Annotated in this window: 14 protein-coding genes; all 14 read right to left on the reverse strand. The window is 70.2% G+C overall.

Annotation, left to right across the window (positions count from 1 at the left end; all coding sequences use genetic code 11):
• Positions 1 to 10: 10 nt before the first annotated feature.
• Positions 11 to 400: a phosphoribosyl-AMP cyclohydrolase gene (hisI, locus tag ITJ62_RS07605; protein WP_194600638.1), complete on the reverse strand. Its 390-nt coding sequence runs from the start codon at positions 398 to 400 to the stop codon at positions 11 to 13.
• Positions 397 to 1161 carry an imidazole glycerol phosphate synthase subunit HisF gene (gene hisF, locus ITJ62_RS07610; protein WP_079002513.1) on the reverse strand — a complete coding sequence of 255 codons (765 nt, stop codon included), beginning with the start codon at positions 1159 to 1161 and terminating at the stop codon, positions 397 to 399. Before hisF ends, hisI begins: the two co-directional genes overlap by 4 nt.
• Positions 1162 to 1208: 47 nt before the next feature.
• Complete coding sequence (gene hisG, locus ITJ62_RS07615; protein WP_064293848.1) at positions 1209 to 2048, reverse strand: ATP phosphoribosyltransferase; 840 nt, start codon at positions 2046 to 2048, stop codon at positions 1209 to 1211.
• A 76-nt stretch (positions 2049 to 2124) separates the two neighbouring features.
• Positions 2125 to 2388, reverse strand: coding sequence for a phosphoribosyl-ATP diphosphatase (locus tag ITJ62_RS07620; protein WP_064293847.1), 264 nt, complete (start codon positions 2386 to 2388; stop codon positions 2125 to 2127).
• Between the two features lie 65 nt (positions 2389 to 2453).
• A complete protein-coding gene (gene rpe, locus ITJ62_RS07625) occupies positions 2454 to 3122 on the reverse strand; it encodes a ribulose-phosphate 3-epimerase (RefSeq protein WP_137241677.1) in 669 nt (222 codons plus the stop codon).
• 10 nt (positions 3123 to 3132) lie between these two features.
• The gene (locus tag ITJ62_RS07630) at positions 3133 to 4620 is read right to left on the reverse strand and encodes an RsmB/NOP family class I SAM-dependent RNA methyltransferase (protein ID WP_370581862.1); all 1488 of its coding nucleotides are present in this window, start codon (positions 4618 to 4620) and stop codon (positions 3133 to 3135) included.
• Entirely contained in the window at positions 4617 to 5546 is a 930-nt protein-coding gene (gene fmt / locus ITJ62_RS07635) for a methionyl-tRNA formyltransferase (protein WP_194600641.1), read from the reverse strand. The genes ITJ62_RS07630 and fmt overlap by 4 nt, the downstream gene beginning before the upstream one ends.
• Positions 5547 to 5574: 28 nt before the next feature.
• Positions 5575 to 7509, reverse strand: coding sequence for a primosomal protein N' (locus ITJ62_RS07640; RefSeq protein WP_370581863.1), 1935 nt, complete (start codon positions 7507 to 7509; stop codon positions 5575 to 5577).
• Between the two features lie 26 nt (positions 7510 to 7535).
• Positions 7536 to 8729: a methionine adenosyltransferase gene (metK, locus tag ITJ62_RS07645; RefSeq protein WP_064293843.1), complete on the reverse strand. Its 1194-nt coding sequence runs from the start codon at positions 8727 to 8729 to the stop codon at positions 7536 to 7538.
• 201 nt (positions 8730 to 8930) lie between these two features.
• Entirely contained in the window at positions 8931 to 9188 is a 258-nt protein-coding gene (gene rpoZ, locus ITJ62_RS07650; RefSeq protein WP_056005756.1) for a DNA-directed RNA polymerase subunit omega, read from the reverse strand.
• 68 nt (positions 9189 to 9256) lie between these two features.
• On the reverse strand, positions 9257 to 10135 hold the full coding sequence (gene gmk / locus ITJ62_RS07655) for a guanylate kinase (protein WP_064293842.1): 879 nt from the start codon (positions 10133 to 10135) through the stop codon (positions 9257 to 9259).
• Positions 10136 to 10163: 28 nt separating this feature from the next.
• Positions 10164 to 11009, reverse strand: a complete 846-nt coding sequence (gene pyrF / locus ITJ62_RS07660; protein ID WP_194600647.1) for an orotidine-5'-phosphate decarboxylase — start codon at positions 11007 to 11009, stop codon at positions 10164 to 10166.
• Positions 11006 to 14296 carry a carbamoyl-phosphate synthase large subunit gene (gene carB, locus ITJ62_RS07665; RefSeq protein WP_138947079.1) on the reverse strand — a complete coding sequence of 1097 codons (3291 nt, stop codon included), beginning with the start codon at positions 14294 to 14296 and terminating at the stop codon, positions 11006 to 11008. Before carB ends, pyrF begins: the two co-directional genes overlap by 4 nt.
• A complete protein-coding gene (gene carA, locus ITJ62_RS07670; protein ID WP_194600665.1) occupies positions 14296 to 15462 on the reverse strand; it encodes a glutamine-hydrolyzing carbamoyl-phosphate synthase small subunit in 1167 nt (388 codons plus the stop codon). Before carA ends, carB begins: the two co-directional genes overlap by 1 nt.
• Position 15463 lies beyond the last annotated feature (1 nt).

A 15463-nucleotide genomic window follows, 5' to 3' on the forward strand; every position in this document is an offset into this window, starting at 1 on the left:
CCAACTCGATTCATGGTGTCGGCGTCGGTGCTGCGACGACGTCGAGGCCCCGGCCGTCGAAACAGCTGCGCGTACCCGTGTGGCAGGCGGCACCGTGCTGATCGACCTCCACCAACAGGGTATCCCCGTCGCAGTCGTAGGCGAGCGCCCGGACGAACTGCACGTGGCCGGAGGTGTCCCCCTTGCGCCAGTACTCCTGTCGTGACCGGGACCAGTAGGTGACCCGCCCCTCGGTCATCGTCCGGCGGACGGCCTCGGCGTCCATCCACCCGAGCATGAGGACCTCGCGTGAGTCCCACTGCTGCACGATCGCGGGAAGCAGGCCCCGCGCGTCGAAGGTGAGCTGGCCGATCGCGGTCTCCGGGTCGGCGCCCACCGGGATGGTGATGTCCGCGCTCATGCCCGCACCGTCCAACCGGCGTCGGCGAGTTCCTGTTTGACCTGGCCGATCGTCAACTCGCCGTTGTGGAAGACGCTCGCGGCGAGGACGGCGTCTGCACCCGCGGCGATCGCGGGTGGGAAGTCGGCGAGGCGGCCTGCTCCCCCGGACGCGATGACCGGAACCCGGCTGATCTCGCGCATGGCGCTGATGAGCTCGGTGTCGAACCCGGCCTTGGTGCCGTCGGCGTCGATCGAGTTCACCAACAGCTCGCCCGCACCGCGTTCGATCGCCTCGGTCGCCCAGGCGAGCGCGTCGAGCTCGGTCTCACGTCGGCCGCCGTGTGTCGTGACGATCCATCCGGATGCGCTGCCGGCGTGTCGCTTCACGTCCAGGGAGAGGACGAGGACCTGAGCGCCGAAGCGGTCGGCGATCTCCCCCAGCAACTCCGGCCGGGCGATCGCGGCGCTGTTCACGCCGACCTTGTCCGCTCCGCTGGCCAGCAGCCGGGAGACGTCCTGGGTCGAGCGGACCCCGCCGCCGACCGTGAGCGGGATGAAGACCTGCTCGGCGGTGCGGCTGACGAGGTCGTAGGTGGTGTCGCGTTCGGCCACTGTGGCCGTGACGTCGAGGAAGGTCAGTTCATCGGCGCCCTGCTCGGCGTAGCGCTTCGCGAGCTCGACCGGATCGCCGGCATCGCGGAGGTCGAGGAAGTTGACGCCCTTCACGACGCGCCCGTCGGCGACGTCGAGACAGGGGATGACTCGGGTGGCGAGTGACACGGAGGCCTCCGCAATGCGACTGGGACGGGTGATGATGGAGGGGCGACTCAGAGTCGGGCGGCGTGGATGGCCGTGACGAGGATGGCGCGTGCGCCGAGCTCGTAGAGGCGGTCCATGACGTCGTTCGCGTCGCCGCGAGGGATCATGACCCGGACCGCCACCCACTCGGGGTCGCGGAGCGGCGAGATCGTCGGCGACTCGATGCCACCGGCGACGGCGGTCGCCTGCTCGAGCAGCCGGACCGGGAGATCGTAGTCGACGAGCACGTACTGCCGCGCGACGAGGACGCCCTGCAATCGGCGGATGAGCGTCGCGGTGGTGGGCTTCGTCTCCGGCGACGCGATGAGCACGGCGGTGGAGTCGAGGATCACCGGGCCGAAGATGCCGAGGCCGGCCTTCCGGAGGGTCGTGCCGGTGGACACGACGTCGGCCACCGCGTCCGCGACCCCGAGCTGGACGGCCGACTCGACCGCACCGTCGAGGTGGACGAGCGTGGCATCCACTCCGGCGTCGCGGAGGAAGTTGCCGACGAGGCCGGGGTAGCTGGTGGCGACCGTCTTCCCCGCGAGATCGGAGAGCTCGGAGAACTCGTCGGCCGGACCGGCGAAGCGGAACGTCGAGCCGCCGAAGCCCAGCTCGGCGAGTTCGGTCGCGGCGGAGTGCGAGTCCAGGAGCAGATCGCGCCCCGTGATGCCGATGTCGAGGGCGCCGGAACCGACGTAGGTCGCGATGTCGCGCGGACGGAGGTAGAAGAACTCGACGTCGTTCCGTGCGTCGACGACGTGGAGCTCCTTGGTGTCGCGACGGGTCGCGTAGCCGGCCTCCTGCAGCATCTCGACGGCGGTCTCGGACAGCGAGCCCTTGTTGGGCACGGCGACTCTCAGCATGGGGTGACTTTCGTGTTGTGCGATGGTGTCTCGACAGGGTGATCAGGAGGCGCGGCGGATGCGCCGCGACGTGCTCCTACAGATGTCGGTAGACGTCGGCGGGGGTGAGCCCCTTCGCCACCATCATCACCTGCACGTGGTAGAGCAGCTGCGAGATCTCCTCGGCCGTCTCGGTGTCGCTCTGGTACTCGGCCGCCATCCAGACCTCGGCGGCCTCCTCGACGATCTTCTTCCCGATGCCGTGCACGCCCGTGTCCAGTTCGCGGACGGTGCCGGAACCCTCCGGCCGGGTCTCGGCCTTCAGGCGCAGCTCGTCGAACAGCTCGTCGAAGGTTTTCACGTGCTCCAGGGTACCGGTTCCAGGCGGCGGCGCGCACCGCGGGGGCGCTCGACCGGCCCGCCGGGTCAGTGAGTGTGCGTCGACGCCTCGGCTGCGGCCCGGAGGAGCGCGATGTTCGAGGCAGGATCGGAACCGCTGTAGACGGCCGACCCCGCGACGAAGGTGTCGGCACCCGCGGCGGCCGCGATCCCGATCGTGTCCGCGGAGATCCCGCCGTCGACCTGGAGCCAGACGTCGAGACCGGTGCGCGCGACCTCGGCTGACAGCGCCTGCAGCTTCGGCATGGTCTCCGGCATGAACGACTGTCCGCCGAACCCCGGCTCGACCGTCATGACGAGCACCTGGTCGAACTCCGGCAGGAGTTCCAGGTACGGCTCGATGGGCGTGCCGGGCTTCACGGCGATCCCGGCACGTGCCCCGATGGAACGCAGGCGTCTGGCGAGGGCGACAGGGTCGCTGGTGGCCTCGGCGTGGAACGTCACCGAGAACGCCCCGAGCTCGGCGTAGCCGGGAGCCCATCGATCGACGTCCGAGATCATGAGGTGGACGTCGAGCGGGACCGGAGACACGTCCTGGATGCGACCGACCATCTGCGGACCGAACGTGAGGTTCGGGACGAAATGGTTGTCCATCACGTCGACGTGGACGAGGTCGGCGCTCGCGATCCGCTCCAGGTCGGCCTGGAGGTTCACGAAATCGGCGGACAGGATGCTCGGGTTGATGCGCGCGGACATGTGCTCGAGCCTAGCGATCGACAGCGGATCCGGCCGACTCCGCGGGCTTGCGGAGCAGCGCGATGTACATGGCGTCGGTGCCCTGGCGGTGCGGCCAGAGCTGGACCGCGCCACCGGGCGCCGCGGCGTCGAGCGGTTCGGTCGTGACCTGGTCGAGCACCGCGGAGGTGTCGAGCCGCTCCATCCCGGGATGGGCTCGCAGGGCGCTCTCCACGATCAGTGCCGTCTCGCCGACGTGTGGTGAACACGTCACGTACGCCACGATCCCGCCGGGAGCGAGCGCGGTGATGGCGGCATCGAGCAGTGAGCCCTGCAGTCGCGTCAGTTCGGAGACGTCCTTCGGCGTCTTCCGCCACCGCGCCTCCGGTCGTCGTCGCAGCGCGCCGAGCCCGGTGCACGGGGCATCGAGGAGGATGCGGTCGTAGGTTCCGGGATGCGCCGCCGCGAGCGTCGTGCCGTCGGCGGTCGAGACCGACACGTCGAGCGGGACACCTGCGAGGGCGCGCTCCACGAGACGGGCCCTGGCGGGGACCAGTTCGTTCGCGTCGAGGCGCGCTCCGCCGGCGAGGGCCTCGGCGGCCAGCAGCGCCGCCTTGCCACCCGGCCCCGCACAGAGGTCGAGCCATCGCTCGCCTGACCGGACCGGTACCGCGCGGGTCAGTGCGAGTGCGGCGAGCTGCGAGCCCTCGTCTTGGACGCGGAGGCGCCCGCCGCCGGTCCCGACGAGTTGCACCGGGTCGCCGCCGGCGCTGCGGAAGCCGTACGGCGAGAACCGGTTCGGTTCGGCGTCCTCGGGCCGGTCGGCGAGCCCCGGGAGTGCGATGAGGTTCACCTGCGGAGCGAGGTTGTCCGCGGCCAGCGCGTCCTCGAGTTCGTCGCCGCGGTCCTGCAGGTCGAGCGCCTGCCTGATGGCCCGAACGACCCACGACGGGTGGGCGGTGCTCACGGCCAGGCGATCGGTGTCGTTCGTGACCTCACCGAGCAGGATCCGCTCCCACTCGGCCGGTTCGGTCCGCGAGATGGTGCGGAGGACACCGTTGGTGAAGCCGGCCGCGGACCGTGACCCGGCGGACCGGGCGAGCTCGACCGACTCGTTCACGGCGGCGTGGCCTGGGACGCGCATGGAGAGTAGCTGATGGGCACCGAGCCGTAGGACGTCGAGGATCGCGTCGTCGATCTCGGTCACGGGACGCTTGGCCGCGTGCGCGATGACCCGGTCGTAGTACCCGCGTCGGCGGAGGGTGCCGTACGTCAGCTCGGTCGCGAGGCCGGCGTCCGCCGGACTCAACTTCGCCTCGGCCAGCCGGTGCGGCAGGAGGAGGTTCGCGTAGGCGTCCGAGGTGCTGACGGCGTGGATGACGTCGAAGGCCACTCGGCGTGCCGGCTGCACGGTCGCCGAGTCACGCGGACGCGTGGGACGCTGGCGTCCGCGTCGGGGTTCCTCGTCGCGGGGCCGTCGGTCGCGGCGTCGCTGGCCCTCTGGCTGCTGGCCGCTCACGCGGTGACCAGCCGATCGGTTCCAGCGGACGCACCGCGCCACCAGTCGGCGGCTGGCATCGCCGTGCGCCCGGCCGGCTGCACCTGCAGGAGTTGCAACGGTGTGTCCGCCGTGCCGACCAGGACGAGGCCGTCGACGGACACGATCGTCCCGGGCGCCGGTGGGTCCGTCGGCATCGTCGACACGGGGGCGGCACGGTGCACCTTCAGCCGTGCCTCGTCGAGAAGGGTGAACGCGCCCGGCTCAGGGGTCACCCCGCGGATCTGCGACCACACGTCGGCTACGGGGCGGTCCCAGACGATCCGACCGTCCTGGCCGTCGAGCTTCGGCGCGAGCGACACCTCGCCCTGCTGCGGGGCCGCGACCGCGGTGCCGGCGGCTATGGCGGCGACGACCTCCGCCGTGAGCGGTGCGCCGAGCTCGGCGAGGCGGTCGAGGAGCTCCCCCGAGGTCTCGCCCTCGCCGATCGGCGTCTCCACGGTCGCGAAGACGTCTCCGGCGTCGAGAGCCGGCACGAGCCGGAAGACCGACGCACCGGTGACCGCGTCTCCGGCCATCACGGAACGCTGGACGGGCGCCGCGCCGCGCCAGGCCGGCAGCAATGAGAAGTGCAGATTGATCCAACCGTGTGCCGGCGCGGACAGGAGGGGTTCACGGACGAGCCCGCCGTACGCGACGATCACGCCGAGTTCCGCACGGAGCGCGACGATCCGCGCGGTCGCGTCGTCGTCGAGACGTGCAGCGCGGATGACCGGGAGCCCGAGCCGTTCGGCGGCCGCTGCCACGGGCGACGGGGTCAGGACCCGCTTGCGGCCGAGCGGGGCGTCGGGTCGGGTCACGACGGCCGCGATCTCGTGCCCGGCCGAGACGAGGGCGTCGAGCGTCGGGACGGCGACGGCGGGGGTGCCGGCGAAGACCAGCCTCATGCGGTTCGGACTTCGTGGACGGGGTGGATCATGACAGCATCTCCGGATCGTCGAATCGTACTCTGAGTGTAGGCGGGGCTTTCGGTGCCCGCCTGCCGGGCGTCGGCCGTCGACGCTTCGCCGCCTGCGCGACCACGGTCGCCCGCAACTGCTCGGCGACCGCCCTGGCGTGGCCGTAGTCGACCCGCAGGATCGCGACGCTGTCCCCCGCTTCGTCGACGGTCGGGCCGAGCACGCGGCTTCGGTACTCGGCGGGCAGCGCAGTGAGAGCGGCGTCGACGGCGTCGCGGGTGCCGGTGAGGGTCGCGCTCCGGACCGCGGGAGGGAACCCGAGCTCTCGGCGCTCGGCGAGCTCCTCGCTCGCGAACCGCGGTTGCTGCCAGAGGGCGAAGGCGTTCGCCACGGGGGCCTCGACGCCGATCAGGAGCACCGGCGCGCGTGGAGCGGCCAGGGCTGCGGCGTTCGACCACCACCGCAGGCAGTCCTCGGCGACACGGAGCGACTCCCGCGCCAGCATGCGGTCTGCGTCGACCAGGAGGACGGCGGCGTAGCCGCCCGCTGCGACGGGCTCCGCGCCGCGGGTCGCGATCACCAGCGCCGGCTCCGGGCCGACCTCGAACTTGGGGGCGTCGCCGTCCGACACCACGACCCGGTACCGGGGGAATGCCCGGCCCAGTTCCTCGGCGGTCCGGCCGGTGCCGGCGGCCGTGACGCGGAACGCGGTGTCGTGGCAGGTCTCGCACGACCACCCTGCCGCGAGGTGACCGCACCACCGGCAGGAGGGCTGCGAACGGGCTGTGGCGAGTTGGAGTGGACCGTGGCACACAGAGCAGTGGGCCCTCGTCCCGCACCGTCGACAGGCGAGGTGCGGCGCGTACCCCGGCCGCGCGACCTGGACCAGCACGGGTCCGTGATGCAGCGCCTCGTCGACCGCGCGCCAGGCGCTCGACGGGATCCTCGCCTGGCTCGTCATGGCGTCGTCGCCGCTCGCCCGGGACACGACGACTCTCGGTCGTACCGGCGGGGTCGGTCCGACCTCGCGCAGCCAGCCGAGTTCGACGAGTCGCTGGGTCTCGGTGCTGCGCGAGTGCGCGGCGAAGACGAGTGCGGAGCCGCTCATCTCTTGCCGGGTCAGCGCGACGTCGCGAGCGTGCACATAGGGGGCGAGCTGTTCCTGGTGGAGGGTGTCGCCGTCGTCCCAGAGGGCGATGAGTCCGAGGTCGTGCGCCGGTGCGTAGACGGCCGACCGGTTGCCGACGACGATCCGGGGCACCGGATGCAGTCCGTCCAGGTAGGCGCGGTAGCGAGCAGCCGGGGTCTGCTTCGCGTCGGCTCTCGCGACCGCGGCACCGACACCGAGGTCGTCGAGCGCCGCAAGGAGGTGTTCGACGTCCCGGTAGTCGGGGACGCACAGGATCGCACTCCTCCCCTCGGCCAGCTGGTTCACGGCGAGAGCCGCCAGCGTGAAGGACCAGTCGGGGAGCCAGACGCCCGCGCTCGTCGCGGTCAGGGTGGGGATCGCGCTGATCGCGTACCGCTCCCCCGGCGCGAGACGGTCGAGGGTGCCGGGGGCGAACCCCGGGACGGTGCGCCGCTCGACCGACGGAGGCTCCGGCGGGGTCGCGGCGGTCCAGGTCTTCTCCACCCGGACCTGTCGCGGCGGAATGGCGAGACGCAGGACGTCCATCGCGCTCCCGGCGCTGCGATCCGCGACACGGCGTGCGAGCGTCCACAGGGTCGGGGTCAGGACCGGTACCGACGACACGACCGAGCTCAGCGGGCTGAGCGCTCCGCCGAACTCGCTCGATTCGGCGAGGTCCACGATGAACCCGTTCGCCGACCGCCCGGCCGAGCGCAACGGGACCGAGACGCGCGCGCCGAGTACGGCGTCGTCGGTCAGTTCGTCGGGGATGGCGTAGTCGAACAGGTGGTCGAGCTGTGGCAACGGGGAGTCGAGCACCACCCTGGCGACCCTCGCGCCGACCACGGCTACAGCCCGGCTGCTGACCGCAACGCCTCCACCCGGTCGAGACGCTCCCACGTGAAGTCGGGGAGCTCGCGGCCGAAGTGCCCGTACGCCGCCGTGGCGGCGTAGATGGGGCGGATGAGGTCGAGGTCGGCGATGATCGCGGCCGGACGGAGGTCGAAGACGTCGCGGATCGCGCGCGTGATGTCCGCCTCCGGCACATGGGCCGTCCCGAAGGTCTCGACGTAGAGTCCGACCGGCGCGGCCTTGCCGATGGCGTAGGCGACCTGCACCTCGAGACGTTCGGCGAATCCGGCGGCGACCGCGTTCTTCGCCACCCAGCGCATGGCGTATGCGGCCGAGCGGTCCACCTTCGACGGGTCCTTCCCGCTGAAGGCCCCACCGCCGTGTCGAGCCGCTCCGCCGTAGGTGTCGATGATGATCTTGCGTCCGGTGAGCCCGGCGTCGCCCATCGGGCCACCGACGACGAAGATGCCGGTCGGGTTGATCAGGTGCGTCACGTTCGAGCTGTCGAGCTCGACCGTCGCGAGGACCGGTTCGATGACGTGACGCTGGACGTCGCGGCGCAGCTGCTCCGTGGAGACACCCGGATTGTGCTGCGTGGAGACCACGACCGTCTCCACGGTCTTCGGGAGGAAGCCGTCGTACCCGATGGTGACCTGGGTCTTGCCGTCCGGGCGCAGGTAGTCGAGCTGGCCGGACTTGCGGACCTCGGCGAGTCGCTCTGCGAGACGGTGCGCGATCCAGCTGGGCAGCGGCATGTACTGCGGCGTCTCGGTGGTCGCGAACCCGAACATGATGCCCTGGTCGCCGGCGCCCTGGAGGTCGTAGGCGTCGACACTGGACTGCTCGCGGGACTCGAAGGCATGGTCGACTCCGGCGGCGATGTCGGCGGACTGTGAGCCGATCGACACGCTCACGCCGCAGGAGTCGCCGTCGAATCCGATGTCGGACGAGGTGTAGCCGATGGACCGGATGCGCTCGCGGACGATCGTCGGGATGTCGACGTAGCCGCTCGTGGAGACCTCACCGGCGACATGGACCAGCCCGGTGGTCACGAGCGTCTCGACGGCGACTCGACTGCGCGGATCCACCTCGAGGAGCGCGTCGAGGATGCTGTCCGAGATCTGGTCGCAGATCTTGTCGGGGTGCCCCTCGGTCACGGATTCGGAGGTGAACAGGCGCAGCTCGGTCATGCGGTCTCCCGTCGGAAGTGGTGATGCGATGGTGGAGGGATCGGCCGTCGTGGTGTTCCGGGGCCCGACCGTTGATCACTCTAGTCGAGGCCTCGGACACGTCGTCCGCCTGTGACGCAGGGCGTCGCGGTGGTCGGAACGGGCCCGACACGACGAATCCGCCGGTCGTCTGGCGCCCGGCGGATTCGTCGTGGTGAAGCGTTATTCGGCGATCGGCTTGATCTGGAGCTTGTCCTCGTTGATCTCGTGCATCGCGATCGAGAGCGGCTTGTCCTCGACGGACGAGTCGACCAGCGGCCCGACGTTGTCGAACAGGCTGCCCTCGTGGAGGTCGGCGTAGTAGTCGTTGATCTGGCGCGCGCGCTTGGACGCGAAGATCACGAGTGCGTACTTGGACTCGACCTTGGTGAGCAGGGAGTCGATGGGCGGGTCGATGATGCCCTTGAGCTTGTCAGCCATGCAGGTTCACACTCCTCGTGTGGTTGTGTTCGGGGAAGATCGGATCGATGCGGGGTGCGCGTCGGACGTCAATCCCCGTGAATCTTCATCAAGTCTACGACCTCTTGGGCCGCGCGGGCCACGTCGTCGTTGACGACACGGTGGTCGAACTCGTCCGCGGCGGCCAGTTCGACCTTCGCAGTACGCAGTCGGCGCTCCCGTTCCTCCTCGTCCTCGGTGCCCCGTCCGACGAGTCGACGGACCAGTTCGTCCCAGCTCGGCGGCAGCAGGAACACCAGGGTCGCCTCCGGCATCGCCTCCCGGACCTGCCTGGCGCCCTGGATGTCGATCTCGAGCAGCGCGCTGTCGCCGGCGGCGAGCGCACGCTCGATCGGCTCGCGTGGCGTGCCGTAGCGGTACGCGTTGTGGACCGTGGCGTGCTCGAGCAGGCGGTCGCCCTCGATGAGGCCGTCGAACTCGTCGTCGGTCACGAAGTAGTAGTTCACCTCGTGCTGCTCCCCAGGCCGCGGCTTGCGCGTCGTGGCCGAGACGGAGAGGTGCACCTCCGGGTAGTGGTCGCGGATGTACGCGGCCACCGTCCCCTTGCCGACGGCCGTCGGACCGGCGAGCACGACGAGTCGGCTGCGCGCCGTGCCCGGGTAGCGCTCTGCGATGAAGGCGCGGAGGCGATCCCGCTGCAGTCGACCGAGACCGCCGAGGCGCTTGACCGAGGAGATGCCGAGCGATTCGAGGATCCGCCCGAGTTTGGTGACGCCGACACTCGGGATGCTGAGGAGGTATTCGGTGATGCGGATGCCGCCCTCGATGCCGTCCGGATCGGCGGTCGCGGCGTCGAGCACCTCCAACGGTGTACGGGCGCCGGAGGCGATGGAGGCCTTGACGGTCGCGCGGGCGCGACGTTTGCGAACGGCCTCGCGTGAGGCGGCGGCCCGATCGACCTCCGGCATGTTCCTGCTGGGCTGGTCCTGCTCCCGGTCAACCACGGGCGCTCCTCACGGCTGCGACGGAGCGTTCGACGGCGTCCGCGATGCCCGAGGGGCCGGCGGCGAGGATGCTCCGGGACTCGGAGACGATGACGCCCGGTGCGAGGTCGCCGTAGATGGATCCGAGGTCGGCGACCGAGGCCCCCTGGTGGCCGAATCCGGGCGCGAGGATCGGGATCGTCGTCGTCGGCGGTACCGCCGTCAGGCCGAACTCCTCGAGACGGAGCGTGGCACCGATGACCGCACCGATCGAACCGGTCGACCCGGGGTGGTGCCGTGCGTTCCAGTGGTCGATCTCGTCGAGCATCGACGCCGCGACGGTGAGGCCGGCGCCGTCCTCGGCGCGCTGGACGTCGCGACCCTCCGGGTTCGAGGTCGCGGTCAGCACGAACACTCCCTTGCCGTGCTGCTCGGCGAGGTCGAGCGCCGGCTGCAGTGAGCCGAAGCCGAGGTAGGGGTTCACGGTGATGGCGTCGACCTCCAGCGGTGAACCGGGGGTCAGCCATGCCTCGGCATAGCCCTCCATGCTCGTCCCGATCTCGCCGCGCTTCGCGTCGCCGATCACGAGGAGCCCGGCGTCGCGTGCGGCGGCGAGGACCCCTTCGAGGGCGATGTACCCGGCCGATCCGAACCGTTCGAAGAACGCCACCTGCGGCTTGACGATCCCGGCGCGACCGGCTGCGGCCTCGACGACGGCGAGCCCGAAGGTCCCCGCGCCGGCGGCGGTGTCGGGTAGTCCCCACGCCTCGAGCAGGAAGCGGTGCGGATCGATGCCCACGCAGAGCCGGCCCGACCGGACGAAGACCTCGTCCAGTCGGGTTCCGAACGAAGCCGTCACGAGCGCGCAGCCCGATCGAGTGCGTACTCCTGGAGCGAGCGGACCTCGAAGCCCCCGCCGAGCGCCTCGAAGGAGCCGACCGCGGCGGTGAGCTGTGCGATCGTCGTGAAGAGCGGCTTGTCGGCCGCGACGGCGGCTGCGCGGATCTCGTAGCCGTCCGCGCGAGCCGACCGGCCACTCGGGGTGTTGATGACCATGTCGACCTCGTCGCGGTTGATCAGGTCGACGATCGAGTCGTCCTCACCCGCGGCCGTGGTCTCGCTGTACTTGCGCACCGTCCGGGCACTGATGCCGTTCCGGTTCAGCACCTCGGCCGTGCCGTCGGTCGCGAGGATGTCGAACCCGAGCTGCTGGAGGCGCAGCACCGGCAGGATGATCGAACGCTTGTCGCGGTCGGAGACCGAGACGAACACCGTTCCGCTCGACGGCAGGCCGCCGTAGGCCGCCTCCTGGCTCTTCGCGAACGCGCGCGGGAAGTCCTTGTCGATGCCCATCACCTCGCCGGTGGAGCGCATCTCCGGGCCGAGCACGCTGTCGACGATCTGGCCGTCCTTCGTGCGGAAGCGCTTGAAGGGCAACACGGCCTCCTTGACCGACACCGGGGAGTCGATCGGGACCCGGGATCCGTCGACCGGGGGCAGGAGCCCCGAGTCCTTGAGCTCGGCGACCGTCGCGCCGGTCATGATCAGTGATGCGGCCTTCGCCAGCGGGATGCCGAGCGCCTTCGACACGAACGGCACGGTGCGGGACGCACGCGGGTTCGCCTCGATGACGTAGAGGATGCCGGCGCCGATCGCGAACTGGACGTTCAGGAGACCACGCACGCCGATCCCCTGGGCGATCGCGAGCGTCGCGTTCCGCACGCGGTCGATCTCGGCACGACCGAGCGAGACGGGCGGCAAGGTGCAGCTCGAGTCGCCCGAGTGGATCCCGGCCTCCTCGATGTGCTCCATGACGCCGCCGATGTAGAGCTCCTCGCCGTCGAACAGGGCGTCGACGTCGATCTCGATCGCGTCGTCGAGGAAGTGGTCGACGAGCAGCGGCTGGGCCGGGCCCACGATGCCCTGGTCCTCGATGCGCACGAAGTAGTCCGTGAGCGAGGCGCTGTCGTAGATGATCTCCATGCCGCGTCCGCCGAGCACGAAGCTCGGGCGGACGAGGACCGGGTAGCCGATCTCCTCGGCGACGCGCAGCGCACCCTCGATCTCCACCGCGGTGCCGTTCTTCGGCGCGACGAGGCCGGCGGCGTCCAGGATCTCCTGGAACTGGCCGCGCTCCTCGGCGAGGTCGATGGCGGTCGGCGTGGTGCCGAGGATCGGGACGCCTGCGGCCTCGAGACCCTTCGCGAGCCCGAGCGCCGTCTGGCCACCGAGCTGGACGACGACACCGACGAGTTCGCCCGACTCGCTCTCGGCGTGGATGACCTCGAGGACGTCCTCGAGCGTGAGCGGCTCGAAGTAGAGCCGGTCGCTCGTGTCGTAGTCCGTCGAGACGGTCTCCGGGTTGCAGTTGATCATGATCGTCTCGAATCCGGCGGCCTGCAGCGCGAAGGACGCGTGCACGCAGGAGTAGTCGAACTCGATGCCCTGGCCGATGCGGTTCGGGCCGGACCCGAGGATGACCACCTTGCGGCGGTCGCTCGCGACCACCTCGGTCTCCGTGTCGTAGCTCGAGTAGTGGTACGGGGTGAGCGCCGGGAACTCGCCGGCGCACGTGTCGACGGTCTTGTAGACCGGGCGGACACCGAGGATGTGGCGGACCTCGCGCACCTCCTGCTCGCCGAACCCGCGCAGCTGACCGATCTGCGCGTCCGAGAAGCCGTGGTTCTTCGCGGTCCGGAGCACCTCCGTGTCGAGGCGCTCCGCCCCGGCGATCCAGTCGGCGACGTCGTTGATGAGGACGATCTGGTCGATGAACCAGGGGTCGATCTTGGTTGCCTCGAAGACCTGCTCGGCGGTGGCACCCTTACGGAGCGCCTGCTGCACGACGACGATGCGGCCGTCGGTCGGGGTCTTCATGACCTCGAGCAGCTCCTCGACGCTGCGGGACTCGTCGCCCCAGTGGAAGCTGGAACCGCGCTTCTCGAGCGACCGCAGCGCCTTCTGCAGGGCCGTGGCGTAGTTGCGTCCGATGGCCATCGCCTCACCCACCGACTTCATGGTGGTCGTGAGCGTCGGGTCGGCGGCGGGGAACTTCTCGAACGCGAAGCGCGGGACCTTCACGACGACGTAGTCGAGCGTGGGCTCGAAGCTCGCGGGCGTGACCTTCGTGATGTCGTTCGGGATCTCGTCGAGACGGTACCCGATGGCCAGCTTCGCCGCGATCTTCGCGATCGGGAAGCCGGTCGCCTTCGAGGCGAGGGCACTCGAACGCGAGACGCGCGGGTTCATCTCGATGACGATGATGCGGCCGTCGGCCGGGTCGACCGCGAACTGGATGTTGCAGCCGCCGGTGTCGACGCCGACCGCGCGGATGATGTCGATACCGATGTCGCGGAGCTTCTGGTACTCGCGGTCCGTCAGCGTCAGGGCGGGGGCCACCGTGATGGAGTCCCCGGTGTGCACACCGACCGGGTCGACGTTCTCGATCGAGCAGACGACGACGGTGTTGTCGGCCGTGTCGCGCATGAGCTCGAGCTCGTACTCCTTCCAGCCGAGGATCGACTCCTCGAGGAGCACCTCGGTGGTCGGGCTCTGGTGGAGGCCGTCGCCGACGATCCGGCGGAGCTCCGTCTCGGTGTACGCGAAGCCCGAGCCGAGGCCGCCCATCGTGAACGAGGGGCGGACGACCAGCGGGTAGCCGAGGTCCTCGGCGTAGCCGACGGCCTCCTCGACCGTGTGGGCGATGTAGGAGCGGGCCACGTCCGCGCCCGCGTCGAGCACGAGCTGCTTGAAGATCTGGCGGTCCTCGCCCTTGTTGATCGCCTCGAAGTTCGCGCCGATGAGCTCGACGTCGTACTTCTCGAGGATGCCGTGCTCGTGCAGCTGGATCGCGGCGTTCAACGCCGTCTGGCCGCCGAGGGTCGGCAGGATCGCGTCGGGCTTCTCCTTCGCGATGATCGTCTCGATGACCTGCCAGGTGATCGGCTCGACGTAGGTCGCGTCGGCGAAGTCGGGGTCGGTCATGATGGTCGCCGGGTTCGAGTTGACGAGGATGACGCGGACGCCCTCCTCGCGCAGCACGCGGCACGCCTGGGTGCCCGAGTAGTCGAACTCGGCGGCCTGCCCGATGACGATCGGCCCGGAGCCGATGACGAGGACGCTGTTGATGTCGTCGCGCTTGGGCACTAGTTGTTCTCCTTGGTGCTGGAAGTGGTGGCGTGGCCGGTCACGAGGTCGCGGAACCGGTCGAACAGGTAGACCGCGTCGTGCGGACCCGAGGCGGACTCGGGGTGGTACTGGACCGAGAACGCGGGGATGTCGATGCAGTTGATGCCCTCGACGACCTCGTCGTTCAGGCTGTAGTGGCTGACCTCGGCGAGGCCGAACCCGGCGGGCGTCTCGTGACGGCCCTCGATCGGCAGGTCGACCGCGAAGCCGTGGTTCTGCGAGGTGATCTCCACCCGACCGGTCGCCTTGTCGAGGACCGGCTGGTTGATCCCGCGGTGACCGAACGGCAGCTTGTAGGTCTCGAAGCCGAGCGCGCGGCCGAGCAGCTGGTTGCCGAAGCAGATGCCGAAGTACGGCACTCCCGCGCGGAGCACGTCCTGCAGGAGGGCGACGTGCGCGTCGCTCGCAGCCGGGTCACCGGGGCCGTTGGAGAAGAACAGGGCGGACGGCTCGAGCGCGAGGACCTCGGCCGAGGTCACCGACTGCGGCAGCACCACGACGTCGAAGCCGCGAGCGGCGAGGTGGTTGAGCGTCGACGTCTTGACGCCGAGGTCGAGCACTGCGACGGAACCGACGCGCTCGCCCACCGCCGGCACGGTGTACTGCTCGGTCGTGGAGACCTGGCTCGACAGGTTCAGACCGGCCATCTGCGCGCCGGCCCGGACGAGACTGAGCTGCTCGGCGCCGGACAACTCGAAGTCCTCGCCGGAGAACACGCCGCCGCGCATGGAACCGGCGGAACGGATGTGTCGGGTCACCGCTCGGGTGTCGATGCCGCTGATGCCCACGACGCCGTCCTGGACGAGTTCGTCGTCGAGCGAGCGGTCCGCTCGGAAGTTCGAGACGATGCGCGACGCATCGCGCACCACGTATCCGGCGACCCAGACGCGGGCGGACTCCATGTCCTCGCGGTTGACGCCGGTGTTGCCGATGTGCGGCGCGGTCATCAGGACGATCTGTCCGGCGTAGGACGGGTCGGTCAGCGTCTCCTGGTAGCCGGTCATGCCGGTGGCGAAGACGACCTCGCCGAGCGTGCGGCCGGTCGCGCCGTAGGCGTGCCCGACGTAGCGGTTGCCGTCCTCGAGGACGAGTACCGCTGGACTGGGTGGGGTGAAGGAGGTCATG

This window comes from Plantibacter sp. VKM Ac-2876 (assembly GCF_015350715.1).
Taxonomy (GTDB): domain Bacteria; phylum Actinomycetota; class Actinomycetes; order Actinomycetales; family Microbacteriaceae; genus Plantibacter; species Plantibacter auratus.

Bases quoted from the DNA above. Each gene is read 5' to 3' on its own strand.
- hisI (WP_194600638.1), bottom strand. From the start codon at position 400: ATGAGCGCGGACATCACCATCCCGGTGGGCGCCGACCCGGAGACCGCG.
- hisG (WP_064293848.1), bottom strand. From the start codon at position 2,048: ATGCTGAGAGTCGCCGTGCCCAACAAGGGCTCGCTGTCCGAGACCGCC.
- rpe (WP_137241677.1), bottom strand. From the start codon at position 3,122: ATGTCCGCGCGCATCAACCCGAGCATCCTGTCCGCCGATTTCGTGAAC.
- fmt (WP_194600641.1), bottom strand. From the start codon at position 5,546: ATGAGGCTGGTCTTCGCCGGCACCCCCGCCGTCGCCGTCCCGACGCTC.
- metK (WP_064293843.1), bottom strand. From the start codon at position 8,729: ATGACCGAGCTGCGCCTGTTCACCTCCGAATCCGTGACCGAGGGGCAC.
- rpoZ (WP_056005756.1), bottom strand. From the start codon at position 9,188: ATGGCTGACAAGCTCAAGGGCATCATCGACCCGCCCATCGACTCCCTG.
- gmk (WP_064293842.1), bottom strand. From the start codon at position 10,135: ATGCCGGAGGTCGATCGGGCCGCCGCCTCACGCGAGGCCGTTCGCAAA.
- carA (WP_194600665.1), bottom strand. From the start codon at position 15,462: ATGACCTCCTTCACCCCACCCAGTCCAGCGGTACTCGTCCTCGAGGAC.